10 protein-coding genes are annotated in these 12924 nt (G+C 34.7%); 8 read left to right on the top strand and 2 right to left on the bottom strand.

Annotated elements, in window-relative coordinates; all coding sequences use genetic code 11:
• The first annotated feature begins 121 nt into the window (after positions 1-121).
• The 4 genes from BUC16_RS02680 (at position 122) to BUC16_RS02665 (ending at position 3531) form a co-directional block, all read left to right on the top strand.
• Positions 122-2263: a glutamine--tRNA ligase/YqeY domain fusion protein gene (locus tag BUC16_RS02680; protein ID WP_073367735.1), complete on the top strand. Its 2142-nt coding sequence runs from the start codon at positions 122-124 to the stop codon at positions 2261-2263.
• A gap of 282 nt (positions 2264-2545) precedes the next feature.
• Positions 2546-2902 (top strand): YtxH domain-containing protein, encoded by a 357-nt coding sequence (locus BUC16_RS02675; protein ID WP_073367733.1) that lies wholly within the window; start codon positions 2546-2548, stop codon positions 2900-2902.
• 20 nt (positions 2903-2922) lie between these two features.
• A complete protein-coding gene (locus BUC16_RS02670) occupies positions 2923-3273 on the top strand; it encodes a phage holin family protein (protein ID WP_073367731.1) in 351 nt (116 codons plus the stop codon).
• 3 nt (positions 3274-3276) lie between these two features.
• On the top strand, positions 3277-3531 hold the full coding sequence (locus BUC16_RS02665; RefSeq protein ID WP_073367730.1) for a DUF6327 family protein: 255 nt from the start codon (positions 3277-3279) through the stop codon (positions 3529-3531).
• Positions 3532-3560: 29 nt separating this feature from the next.
• On the opposite strand, the gene BUC16_RS02660 is transcribed toward BUC16_RS02665, so the two are convergent.
• Positions 3561-4547 (bottom strand): SPFH domain-containing protein, encoded by a 987-nt coding sequence (locus BUC16_RS02660; RefSeq protein WP_073367728.1) that lies wholly within the window; start codon positions 4545-4547, stop codon positions 3561-3563.
• 77 nt (positions 4548-4624) lie between these two features.
• On the opposite strand from BUC16_RS02660, the gene BUC16_RS02655 reads away from it, so the two are divergent.
• On the top strand, positions 4625-5263 hold the full coding sequence (locus BUC16_RS02655; RefSeq protein WP_073367726.1) for an outer membrane beta-barrel protein: 639 nt from the start codon (positions 4625-4627) through the stop codon (positions 5261-5263).
• A 34-nt stretch (positions 5264-5297) separates the two neighbouring features.
• On the opposite strand, the gene gltX is transcribed toward BUC16_RS02655, so the two are convergent.
• Positions 5298-6821 carry a glutamate--tRNA ligase gene (gene gltX, locus BUC16_RS02650; RefSeq protein ID WP_073367722.1) on the bottom strand — a complete coding sequence of 508 codons (1524 nt, stop codon included), beginning with the start codon at positions 6819-6821 and terminating at the stop codon, positions 5298-5300.
• 199 nt (positions 6822-7020) lie between these two features.
• Here gltX and BUC16_RS02645 point away from each other — a divergent pair, with 199 nt between their 5' ends.
• From BUC16_RS02645 to mnmG, 3 genes are all read left to right on the top strand, one after another.
• Entirely contained in the window at positions 7021-10317 is a 3297-nt protein-coding gene (locus BUC16_RS02645; protein WP_073367720.1) for a DUF4175 family protein, read from the top strand.
• The gene (gene ybeY / locus BUC16_RS02640) at positions 10314-10733 is read left to right on the top strand and encodes an rRNA maturation RNase YbeY (protein WP_073367718.1); all 420 of its coding nucleotides are present in this window, start codon (positions 10314-10316) and stop codon (positions 10731-10733) included. Before BUC16_RS02645 ends, ybeY begins: the two co-directional genes overlap by 4 nt.
• 185 nt (positions 10734-10918) lie before the next feature.
• The gene (gene mnmG / locus BUC16_RS02635) at positions 10919-12790 is read left to right on the top strand and encodes a tRNA uridine-5-carboxymethylaminomethyl(34) synthesis enzyme MnmG (protein ID WP_073367716.1); all 1872 of its coding nucleotides are present in this window, start codon (positions 10919-10921) and stop codon (positions 12788-12790) included.
• Positions 12791-12924 lie beyond the last annotated feature (134 nt).

Raw genomic sequence — 12924 nt, 5'->3', positions numbered from 1 at the left:
TCGAATATTATTTCATTATTAAATTTATAAGCAAAAGAAAGTGGTGGTTGTCTTTATAAACCTTAAACTTTAAACCTTTTTAAACTAGCTTTTTTTATCTTTGCTGAAATAAAATAAAATTATGTCAGCCGAAGAGAAATCACTTCATTTTATAGAACAAATTATTGAAGACAGCTTAGCAAGTGGTTTTCCCCAAGATAAATTACGTTTCCGTTTCCCGCCAGAGCCTAATGGGTATTTACACATTGGTCACGCCAAATCTATTTGTTTGAATTTTGGTTTGGGTTTAAAGTACAATGCGCCGGTTAATTTGCGTTTTGACGACACCAATCCAGCCAAAGAAGAGCAGGAATATGTAGACGCTATCAAAGAAGATTTGCAATGGTTGGGCTTTAATTGGGCTGAGGAACGTTATGCTTCTGATTATTTTCAGCAGTTGTATGATTGGGCAATTCTAATGATTAAAAACGGAAAAGCTTATGTTGACAGCCAGTCTTCTGAAGATATGGCGGCTCAAAAAGGAACTCCTACACAGCCAGGTGTTGATGGACCTTATAGAAATCGTTCTGTTGAAGAAAATTTGACTTTATTTGAAGGTATGAAAAATGGAGATTTCCAAGAAGGAAGTCACGTTTTGCGTGCCAAAATTGATATGGCTTCGACCAATATGCTGATGCGTGATCCTTTGATGTACAGAGTGTTGCACCGTCATCATCACAGAACCGGTAATGATTGGAAAATCTATCCGATGTATGATTATGCACACGGCGAAAGTGATTATATCGAGCAAATTTCACATTCTATTTGTACCTTGGAATTTGTGATGCACAGAGAATTATACAATTGGTTTTTAGACCAGATTTACCCTGAATCAAGTTCAGGGTCTAATGATAAAAAGGTAAAACCCCATCAATACGAATTTGCCCGTTTGAACTTGAATTACACGGTAATGAGCAAGCGAAAACTATTGCAATTGGTTCAGGAAAATATAGTTAACGGTTGGGATGATCCAAGAATGCCAACGATTTCAGGTTTGAGAAGAAGAGGTTATACGGCTAATTCTATTCGTAAATTTTGCGATATTATTGGTGTTGCAAAAAGAGAAAATGTGATTGATGTTTCGCTTTTGGAGTTTTGTTTGCGTGAAGATTTGAACAAAACTGCTCCAAGAGTAATGGCAGTTTTAGATCCGGTAAAAGTTATTATTACCAATTATCCGGAAGGAAAAGAAGAACTTTTAGATGCCGAAAACAATCAGGAAGATGAAAATGCAGGTTTCAGAAAAGTACCTTTTTCTAGAGAATTATACATCGAAAGAGAAGACTTTTTAGAAGTGGCTCCAGCTAAATTTTTCCGTTTGTCTATTGGAAATGAAGTGCGTTTGAAAAATGCTTATATCATTAAAGGAGAATCTGTTGTAAAAGATTCAGAAGGAAATATTACGGAAATTAACGTCACTTATGATACTGATTCCTTAAGTGGAAGCGGGAGTGAAGCTTCAAAAAGAAAAGTGGCCGGAACCTTGCATTGGGTTTCAATTCAACACGCTGTCGAAGCGGAAGTTCGTTTGTATGACCGACTTTTTATTGATGAAGCACCTGACAGTCATAAGGAGAAAAACTTCCTTGATTTTATGAATGCCAACTCCTTGCAAATTGTAAAAGGATTCGTGGAACCAAGTCTTTCTACAGCGAAATCAGGAGATAAATTTCAGTTTCAGCGTTTGGGTTATTTCAATGTTGATAAAGATTCAACCCCTTCTAAATTAGTGTTTAACAAAACGGTTGGACTCAAAGATGCCTGGGAAGAAAAAGGTAAAAAAGAGGAAAACAGTATCAATAATGCGTTAAAAGAAATCAATAAATATTTCAAAGTTGCTACCAGAGAAGAACGTATTGCTATTAGAGAAGCAATAGGTGAGACCTTGGCCGGAATTGCCAATTACAGTTTATTGCAAAATTCTTTCAAAAAGAATATCAATAACAATAAAACTTCTTTGTTGTTTGCCCAGCTGATTTTGAAGTATTCCAGTTTAAAAACTTCTGATTTTGAAAAAGAAGATGTTTCTAAATTGTATTTGATGTCTTTGCGAAGTGAATCAACATTTGTTCGTTCCAGAGCACTTTTAAATTTATTGGATTTAGAATACGATTCGGATTTTGTAAATTCCTTTAAAGAAGAAATTTTGAAATTAAAATCCAATCCGACGAAAAGTACAACCGAAAGAGAAACGGAATTTATAGAACAAGTTTTAAATAAATAAAAACTATAAGAAGCGCTTTTATAAGCGCTTTTTTTTATCATTTGTTTTTCCGATTGATTTTAAAAATTACATCAATTTTAACAATTAAAAACGGCTTTCATAAATTGATTTTAAGGCTTTTTTTCGTTTTTTACAGCTATTTTGTTGTTGTTTGAAAAATATATGAATAAAACGCCGCATTTGAAGTTTTAGACAAATTAAAATCACTTTAACGGCATATTAACATTGCAGTGTTAATAAATTGATTAACTTGGGGTATTATTAATTTTAATTCTAGAAATGATGTCAAATAACACAAATTCAGTATTGGCACTTTTACTTGGTGCAGCGATTGGAGCAGGAATTGGAATTTTATTTGCTCCTGATAAAGGTTCAAAAACCAGGGAAAAAATTAAAGATGGTTATGATGATGCCAAAGACAATTTAAAACATAAATTAGAAGACATCACTCATCAATTGAGAAATAAATTTTCGGGATCAAAACATGATTTAGAAGAAACCTACGAAGATTTGGTTTCGAGCATGAGTCATAAAACCGAAGATGTCATTTCTTTTTTGGAAACCAAATTGGCTGATTTGAAAGCACAAAACGCCAAACTTCAAAAAAAGGAAATGGCCGGTCATGATCACGAAAAATAATTATCTTAAATAACTTATTTATGGCTTTTGAAGAAATAAAAGAACACACCGAAAACATTCAAAAAGAAGCACAAGCATATATCGAGAACAGCGTAGCTTATTATAAGTTATGGGGGTTTAAGGTGGCGATGAAATCAACCACCATGATTTTGAAATTTGTATTGATTGCAATTGCGTTAATGATGGTTTTGTTCTTTTGTTCTATTGCCGGTGCTCTTGCAATTGGAAATGCACTGGGAAGTTATTCCTTAGGATTTTTAATTATTGCCGGAATTTATTTAGTGATTTCTGGACTTTTATTTTTAATTAAAGATAAAATGGTTGAAGGGCCAATTTTAGAGAAATTTTCAGAAATATTTTTTAACGACTAAATTATGGAGCCAAAAAAATACTCTTCTTACGCACAAATTGAATTGGAACTGGAGATTTTGAAAGTGGAAAGAACACTAAATCTTAAGAGAATAGTTTTAAATGTTGAAAAAACTAAAGAAAGTCTATCACCAAAAAATTTATTAAAGAGTTTTATAGGTGATTATAAATCGATTCTGTCGAATTACTCAGGAACGATATTCAATATAGCAATTCCTTTGATAATCAATTGGTTTACAAAAAGAAAAAGAGGCAACTAAGCCTCTTTTTTGTTGTAATTATCTAAATACTAAACCTCGGTTTGAGGTTCTTCAGGTGCCTCTGGAGCTTGATAACTGGAATGTTCTTCCGTTTTTGGTTTTACTTTTTTGTTGGTTTTCTTCATTAATTCTCCCATTTGGTTTGAAGCGGTAAAAGAAGCCACCATATTATTCAGCATATCACTTCCGGCTTGTGGAGAATTGGGCAATAAAATCAAATTGGAATTAGCGTCTGCACCAATGGCTTGTAAAGTATCATAATGCTGGGTAACCACAATCAATGCTGAAGCTTCCTGCGAATTGATTCCCACATTGTTCAAAACTTCTACACTTTCTACTAATCCACGAGCAATTTCACGTCTTTGATCGGCAATACCCTGACCTTGCAAACGTTTGCTTTCCGCTTCCGCTTTGGCTTTGGCTACGATTCTAATTCGGGTGCTTTCACCTTCAAATTCGGCAGCAGTTTTTTCCCTGTCGGCAGCATTAATTCTATTCATGGCATTTTTTACCTGGATATCAGGATCAATATCGGTTACCAAAGTGTTGATGATATCATATCCATAAGTTGTCATTGCTTCGTTTAATTCACGTTTCACGGCGATGGCAATATCATCTTTTCTTTCAAAAACATCATCCAATTTCAGCTTTGGAACTTCGGCACGAACAACGTCAAAAACATAAGCCGTGATCTGGTCGTGTGGATATTCGAGTTTGTAAAAAGCATCGTAAACTTTGTCTTGAATTACTTTAAACTGAACCGAAACTTTCATTTTCACAAAAACGTTGTCTTTAGTCTTGGTTTCAATAATAACATCCAATTGTTGGATTTTAAGATTGACACGCCCAGCAATTCTGTCAATCAATGGAATTTTGAGTTGTAAACCGGAATTTCTCACGCTCAGGAATTTTCCAAAACGTTCAATAATAACAGCCGTTTGTTGTTTTACGGTAAAGAATGAGGAAAGAAAAATAAATAATCCGAATACCAGAATGATAGTCAAAGAAATGTCCATAGGAAGTATAATTTAGTTAAAAAATTACTGTTAAATTACAAAAAAACTTTAGGTTTGCCGATGTTTAATTCAATTTTATGAAAAAGATATGTTTTACGGCAGCTCTTGTTTTAATTTCAATGGCTGGTTTTGCACAATATGAATACAGGGATTCCAATAGAATTGGGATTTTTTTCGGTGTTAATCAATTTACGCTAAACACCAATAATTTTCAGACCAAACCTGATACAGGATGGAATGGGGGACTTTCCATGAGAGGAAATTTCTATGACGATTGGGATATGGTTTATGCAATGCAGTTCAGCGAGAATAATTTTTCTGTAGTCACAAACAGTGTTTTTATAACAGAAGACACCAATTATAAATTGGCATCTGCACAAGTATCCTTTATGTTGAGTTATAAAATTGTTGAAAATCATTTGAGTTTGGAGTTTGGACCACTAGTTCAAATCAATGGAAAACTAAAAGTGGATCAAGATCAAGAAAACAATATTATTTCTGGAACCACTTTGTTGGCGAAAGACATTGTGGATATTTCCAAATTTAATTTTTATCCAACAATTGGAATCACGGCTGGAGTTCGACACGTTCGCTTGAATGTTTCCTATCAGTATGGCTTAAATAATATGCTCGGCAATTTAAACAACCAAAATTTAGGTTATGATTTTAAAGGAAATCCAGGAATACTGAATGGAAATTTGATAATTTATTTATAAAAAAAGTCCCGATAAAATCGGGACTTTTTAGTTTTTATAAAGTTGTTATTGCTTTCTCAATTCTTTGAATCGTTTCCTCTTTTCCAATGAGTTCCACAATGTCAAATAGGTGAGGACCTTTCAAAGCACCAACCAAACTCAAACGGAAAGGTTGCATTACTTTTCCCATTCCAATTTCGTTTTTTGTCATCCAGTCTTTCACGATGGTTTCGATATTCAAAGAAGTAAAATCGGTTATTTCTCCAAGTACCGAAATCAATTCCTGCATTAAAGCCGGAGTTTCTTCCTTCCAGTTTTTTGATGCTTTCTCATCATAAGATTTTGGAGCAACAAAAAAGAAGTCACTCAAATCCCAGAATTCTGAAACGAAATGTGCACGTTCTTTTATTAGTGAAACTATTTTTTCCAATTTTGTCATTTCGAGCGTAGTCGAGAAACCTTTTTCAGCAACGATTGGAGCAAAGGCTTTCGCCAAATCAGCATCGTTTTGTTTTACCAAATATTGATGGTTGAACCATTTGTTTTTCTCTGGATCAAATTTTGCTCCTGCTTTATGAACCCTGTTCAAATCAAATTTTTGTACCAATTCTTCCAATGAAAATAATTCTTGTTCGGTTCCGTCATTCCATCCCAACAAAGCCAGGAAGTTGATTACTGTTTCAGGGAAAAATCCTTTTTCTCTGTAACCAGAAGAAACAGTTTTGTCTATGCTGGAAGCATCTGTCCATTCCAATGGGAATACTGGAAATCCTAACTTATCGCCGTCACGTTTGGATAATTTTCCGTTTCCAACCGGTTTCAAAATCAATGGTAAATGTGCAAATTCCGGTGCTTCCCAACCAAATGCACGGTACAATAAAATGTGCAACGGCATAGATGGCAACCATTCTTCGCCACGAATTACGTGGGAAGTTTCCATTAAATGATCGTCGACAATATTGGCTAAATGATAAGTTGGCATTCCGTCACTTTTGAACAAAACTTTATCGTCCAAAAGATTGGTTTCAAATTTTACGTCACCACGAATGATGTCTTGCAAGTGCAAAGTTTCGTCAACCGGTGTTTTAAAACGAATCACATAATCTTCACCATTGGCAATTCTTTTCGCAGTTTCCTCGGCAGAAATCACCAAAGAAGTATCTAGTTTTTCGCGATTATGCCAGTTGTAAATAAAAGTTTTTCCTTGCTCTTCGTGTTGTTTTCTATGTAAATCCAAAGCTTCGGCTGTGTCAAAAGCATAATAAGCATTTCCGGAATTGATTAATTCATCGGCATATTGCTTGTACAAATGTTTTCTTTCAGATTGTTTGTATGGACCAAATTTTTCGTTTTTTCCAATGGTTTCATCAGGAGCAATTCCCAACCATTCCAGGGATTCCATTATATATTCTTCGGCACCGGGAACAAAACGATTTTGATCCGTGTCTTCAATTCGAAGAAAGAAAACGCCGTTGTTTTTTTTGGCAAACAAATAATTGAATAGGGCAGTACGCACTCCGCCAATATGTAAAGGTCCCGTTGGACTTGGTGCAAAACGCACTCGAACTTGTTTTGACATTTTTTGTTATTAAAATTAATTCAAATTAACACTGAGCTTGTCGAAGTGTGGTGCAAAGATAATTAGAAGTTGGAAGTCAGTAGTTAGAAGTCGGAAGTTTTTAGAGAATTAGTTTATGAATTTAGCTTTAATCAATTTTTAACATTGATAGAATTGAAAAATGGTTACTTTTATCGGTTATAAATAAACGTTATAAATTTTGGAACATTCAAAATTCATATATCAAAAGCTGGAACTTTTCATCAGGAAGTTTTACACCAACGAACTGATTCGGGGAATGATTTTCTTCGTCGGTCTGGGATTGCTGTATTTCCTGTTCACCCTTTTTGTGGAATATTTTCTTTGGCTCAAGCCAATGGGAAGAACGCTTTTGTTTTGGACTTTTATTGGCGTAGAGATTTTTCTACTGTTCCGATTTATTTTGTTTCCAACATTCAAATTATTCAAACTTCAAAAAGGAATTGATTACAAAGAAGCATCTGCGATTATTGGAAATCATTTCACGGAAGTAAGCGACAAACTGACGAATTTCCTTCAGTTGTCAGATTCTGATTTGCATCAGAATAAATCGGAATTGTTATTGGCTTCGATTGAACAAAAAGCAAATTCATTACAGCCGATTCCTTTTGGAAATGCGATTAATTTCAATACCAATAGAAAATATTTGCCTTTGGCTGTACTGCCGATTTTATTCTTTGCTTTCTTTTATGTTTCCGGAAATAGTAAAATCATTTCTCAAAGTTTGAACAGGGTAGTGCATTTTCGAGATCAGTTTTTGCCACCTGCACCATTTGAATTTGTGATGCTGAACAGCAATTTGAAAACTGAACAAAATAAAGATTTCATCATTCGCATTAAAACTGAAGGAAAAATAGTTCCTGAAAATGCAATGATTTTTATTGGAGACGAAAGTTATTTTATGGAAACTACCAAAGCAGGAGAGTTCCAATACAGAATTGAAAAACCATTATCCAACGTTTTGTTCCACGTGGAGGCGAATGCTGTTTCTTCTTCCGATTATGAATTGAATGTAGTTACCGTTCCATCGATTTCGAATTTCGAAATGGTTTTGAATTTTCCTTCTTACTTGAAAAAGAAACAGGAAATTATCAAAGGCAACGGAAACGCTATCCTTCCGGAAGGAACTCGTGTTACCTGGAGAATTAATGCTTTGGCAACCCAGAATGTAGTCTGGAAAGATTTAAGTTCTAATTTTCCTTTTGCCAAGTCTGAAAATAATTTTACTTTATCGAAACAAATTTCTCAAAACACAGAATACCAAATCTTGACTTCGAATGCTAAAGTGAAGAACTACGAGAAACTGAATTACCAAATTTCGGTAATCAAAGATCAGTTTCCAACCATTAATGTAAACAACGCTCCGGATAGCCTTAAAATCGATAAAAGCTATGTTTTAGGACAAATTTCCGATGATTACGGATTATCTAGGCTACAGGTGGTTTATTATCCTAAAAATAAGCCTGAATTGGTTAAACGTGGAACAATCGCTGTCAAATCGAATCTGTATGATCAGTTCATTTTTGCTTTCCCAAGTTCGCTTCCGGTAGAGCAGGGAGTTTCTTATGAATACTATTTTGAGGTATTTGACAACGATGCGATTCATAATTTCAAAAGCACAAAATCTTCTGTTTTCTCTAATCGAATTGCTACAGATGATGAAAAGGAAGATCAACAATTTCAGCAACAAAATGAAAGTATTAATGGTTTGGAAAAGTCATTAAAAAATCAGGATAAGCAAATTTCTGAAATGGATAAGTTACAGAAATCTGGCAAAGAAAAAGATAATTTGGAGTTTAAAGATCAACAGAAAATCAATGATTTTATCAAGCGTCAGAATCAGCAGGATAAAATGATGAAAGAGTTTGCTGAAAAAATGAAAGAAAATTTAGATAAGACTAAAACAGAAAAGAAAGATGAATTTAAGGAAGAGTTGCAAAAAAGATTAGAAAATGTCGATAAGGATTTAGAGAAAAATAAAAAATTATTGGATGAACTAAAAGAATTGAATGACAAAATCAAGCAGGAAGACTTGATGGAAAAAATGGATAAGTTCAAACAAACTGCCAAAAACCAATCCAAGAGTTTGGAACAATTGGTGGAGCTTACCAAGAAATATTACGTTCAGAAAAAGGCGGAACAATTAAAAGACAAACTGGATAAATTGGCAGACAAGCAAGAAGATTTATCAAATAAAGACAAGGAAAATACCAAAGAAAACCAAGACGAAATAAACAAGGAATTTGATAAAATTCAGGAGGATTTAAAAGAATTGGATAAAGAAAACAAAGAATTGAAAAAACCTTTGGATATTCCAACAGACAAAGAACAAGAAAAAAGTATTGATGAAGATTTGAAAAAAGCTTCGGATGAATTGCAAAAGAACAGTAAATCTTCTGCTAAGCCAAAGCAAAAAAGTGCTTCCAAAAAGATGAAACAAATGTCCCAAAAAATGGAACAGGAAATGGAAGGTGGGGAACAAGAAGAACTGGAAGAAGACATTGCAATGTTGCGTCAGATTTTGGATAACCTTTTGGCGTTCTCGTTTTCGCAAGAAGATTTAATGGGTAAATTCAAAGGATATAAAATAGGTTCGCCTGCTTTTAATAAAGCTTTAAAAAATCAGCAAGACTTAAAATTACAGTTCAAACATATTGACGACAGCTTGTTTGCAATGTCTTTACGCAATCCAAAAATTGGAGAAAACATCACTAAAGAAATTGGAAACGCCCACTATAATTTGGACAAATCATTGGAGACTTTGGCAGATGCCCAGATTCCAAAAGGAGTTTCTCATCAGCAATACACGGTTTCTTCTGCCAATAAATTAGCGGATTTTTTAACTGAAGTCCTCAACAATATGCAAATGTCTATGTCTGGTTCAGGTGAAGGAACACCAAAAAAAGGTAAGGGAGAAGGATTGCAACTTCCGGACATTATCAAAAAGCAGGAAGGTCTGGGCGAGAAGATGAAAGAAGGAATGAAAAAGGGACCAAAACCGGGCGAAGGAAAAGAAGGAGATAAAGGAAATAAATCCGGGTTACAAGGTGAAAATGGAGAAGACGGTGAAGGTGATGCTAAGGCAATTATGGAAATTTACAAAGAGCAAAAGCAATTGCGTGAAGCATTACAAAACGAATTGAACAAACAAGGAATTGGTGGAATTGGACAAAATGCTTTGGAACAAATGAAGCAGATAGAAAAGCAATTATTGAACAAAGGTTTTAAAAACGAAACATTACAAAGGATATTGAATGTGAAGCAAGAATTACTGAAATTGAACACGGCAATTCAACAACAAGGACAAGAAAACAAACGTCAAGCAGAAACAAATAAGAAAGAGTTTTCGAATCAGGCTAAACCTTTGCCATCCGCATTATTGGATTATTTAAACAGTATAGAAATATTAAATAGACAATCCTTACCTTTGCGCTCCAATTTTAATCAAAAAGTTCAAGAATATTTCAATAAAAAATGATAGACTTTAATTACGAAACCGAATTTACACTAGAGAACGAAGAAGCTATTGGCAACTGGATTTCTAATGTAATCAAATCTGAAGACAAAAAAGAAGGTGAAATTAATTATATTTTTTGTGATGACGAGTACTTGTTGCAGATAAATCAAGAGCACTTGCAACACGATTATTACACTGATATTATTAGTTTTGATTATTCGGTTGGAAACGAAATCAACGGGGATATGTTTATCTCTGTAGATAGAGTTAAAGAAAATGCACAAGATTTTAATGTTTCTTTCGACGACGAATTGAAGCGAGTTATTGTTCACGGCGTATTGCACTACTGTGGATATAAAGATAAATCTGAAGCAGACGAGCTTTTGATGAGAACCAAGGAAGATGAAAAAATTGCTATGTTTCACGTGGAACAATAGTTCTTTTTTTTAAATATGCAATATGATTGTTTCACGTGGAACAGTTTCAGGAAAAGAGAATTTTGCATAGAACGATTTTGAAATCAAAAACGTTTTGTGTGTAATTTGAAATTGATTGTTTCACGTGGAACAAAGTTTAAAACAATGATTTTAGACGTAAGTCTGAAATCAAAAACAAGAAGAAAATGTTTCTAGAAGAATATGATGTAATTGTAGTTGGTGCAGGTCACGCCGGATGTGAAGCCGCAGCCTCGGCTGCGAATTTGGGTTCGAAAACTTTGCTGGTTACAATGAGTTTGCAAAACATTGCACAAATGTCTTGCAATCCTGCAATGGGAGGAATTGCAAAAGGACAAATCGTTCGTGAGATTGATGCGCTAGGTGGCTATTCCGGAATTGTTTCTGACAAGACTGCAATTCAGTTCAAGATGTTGAACAAATCCAAAGGGCCTGCAATGTGGTCGCCAAGAGTTCAAAGTGATCGAATGCGTTTTGCTGAAGAATGGAGATTGATGCTGGAAAGAACGCCAAATCTTGATTTTTATCAGGAAATGGTAAAAGGGTTGCTAATTGAAAATGGCAAAGTAAAAGGAATTCGGACTGCACTTGGAATTGAAATCAAATCGAAATCGGTGGTGTTGACGAATGGAACTTTCCTGAATGGTTTGATCCATATTGGAGAAAAACAATTTGGCGGAGGAAGAGCAGGTGAAAGTGCTGCTTATGGAATTACCGAGGATTTGGTGAATGCAGGATTTCAATCCGGAAGAATGAAAACGGGAACGCCTCCGCGTGTGGATGGGCGTTCTTTGGATTATTCTAAAATGAACGAAGAAAAAGGAGATGCAAAGCCGGATAAATTTTCATATTCTGATGTAACATCGCCTTTGGTTCATCAAAGGTCTTGTCATATGACGTACACTTCACTTGAAGTCCACAATATTTTGAGAGAAGGTTTTGATCGTTCTCCAATGTTCAATGGAAGAATTCAATCGATCGGGCCAAGATATTGTCCATCTATTGAAGACAAGATTAATCGTTTTGCTGATAAAGAAAGACACCAGTTATTTGTAGAGCCGGAAGGATGGAATACTTGTGAGGTTTACGTAAATGGTTTTTCTACATCGCTGCCAGAAGACATTCAATTTAAAGCATTGAGTTCTGTAGCAGGTTTTGAAAAAGTTAAATTTTTCCGTCCTGGATATGCAATTGAATATGATTATTTTCCACCAACACAATTGAAACATACGTTGGAAACTAAATTAGTCGAAGGTTTGTATTTTGCCGGACAAATAAATGGAACGACAGGATATGAAGAAGCAGCTTCTCAAGGATTGATGGCCGGAATAAATGCCGCATTAAAAGCTCAGGAAAGAGAACCATTTACTTTAAAAAGGGACGAAGCTTATATTGGTGTTTTAATTGACGACTTAATTACCAAAGGGACGGAAGAGCCATACAGAATGTTTACTTCTCGAGCTGAGTTCAGAACTTTATTGCGTCAGGACAATGCCGATTTCAGATTGACGCCAATGTCGTATGAAATTGGTTTAGCTTCTGAAAAGCGTTTGCGTAGAATGGAGCACAAATTGAATGAATCTGAAAAGATGGTAACATTTTTCAAAGAGACCAGTGTAACAGTAGCCGAAGCGAATCCAATTTTGGAATCAAAGGATACCGCTTTAATTACGCAAGGGGATAAAATGTTTAAAGTTTTTTCTCGTCCGCAAATCGATTTGGAAGATATTATCAAATTCGAAAAAGTGGCTGCTTATGTTGCGGAGAATAATTTAGATCAGGAAATATTGGAACAAGCCGAAATTCAGGTGAAATATTCCGGTTATATCGAAAAGGAAAGAAACAACGCGAATAAATTGACACGTTTGGAAGATGTAAAAATTCCTGAAAACTTCGATTACAACAAAATCAAATCTATGTCGATTGAGGCCAAACAAAAATTAAGCAAAATTCGCCCGGTGACAATTTCACAAGCATCAAGAATAAGCGGAGTGTCGCCAAGCGATGTTTCCGTATTGTTGATTTATATGGGAAGATAAGATTTGTGATTTCAGATTGTGGATTAACGATTTTTGATTTAAATCTGCAATCTTACATCGTTAATCAACAATCTAAAATCATTTGTTCCACGTGAAACTACTTTGTGAAGGCTTGGTATTGTTGAAAATTTAAA

Origin of the sequence: Flavobacterium fluvii (assembly GCF_900129545.1) — a bacterium.
Lineage (GTDB): Bacteria > Bacteroidota > Bacteroidia > Flavobacteriales > Flavobacteriaceae > Flavobacterium > Flavobacterium fluvii.
The sequence above is the reverse complement of the archived record's forward strand: the minus strand, read 5'-3'. Positions and strand labels throughout refer to the sequence as shown.

Excerpts from the sequence above, each read along its gene's own strand:
- BUC16_RS02680 (WP_073367735.1), top strand. The coding sequence starts at position 122 with ATGTCAGCCGAAGAGAAATCACTTCATTTTATAGAACAAATTATTGAA.
- BUC16_RS02675 (WP_073367733.1), top strand. The coding sequence starts at position 2,546 with ATGTCAAATAACACAAATTCAGTATTGGCACTTTTACTTGGTGCAGCG.
- BUC16_RS02670 (WP_073367731.1), top strand. The coding sequence starts at position 2,923 with ATGGCTTTTGAAGAAATAAAAGAACACACCGAAAACATTCAAAAAGAA.
- BUC16_RS02665 (WP_073367730.1), top strand. The coding sequence starts at position 3,277 with ATGGAGCCAAAAAAATACTCTTCTTACGCACAAATTGAATTGGAACTG.
- BUC16_RS02660 (WP_073367728.1), bottom strand. The coding sequence starts at position 4,547 with ATGGACATTTCTTTGACTATCATTCTGGTATTCGGATTATTTATTTTT.
- BUC16_RS02655 (WP_073367726.1), top strand. The coding sequence starts at position 4,625 with ATGAAAAAGATATGTTTTACGGCAGCTCTTGTTTTAATTTCAATGGCT.
- gltX (WP_073367722.1), bottom strand. The coding sequence starts at position 6,821 with ATGTCAAAACAAGTTCGAGTGCGTTTTGCACCAAGTCCAACGGGACCT.
- ybeY (WP_073367718.1), top strand. The coding sequence starts at position 10,314 with ATGATAGACTTTAATTACGAAACCGAATTTACACTAGAGAACGAAGAA.
- mnmG (WP_073367716.1), top strand. The coding sequence starts at position 10,919 with ATGTTTCTAGAAGAATATGATGTAATTGTAGTTGGTGCAGGTCACGCC.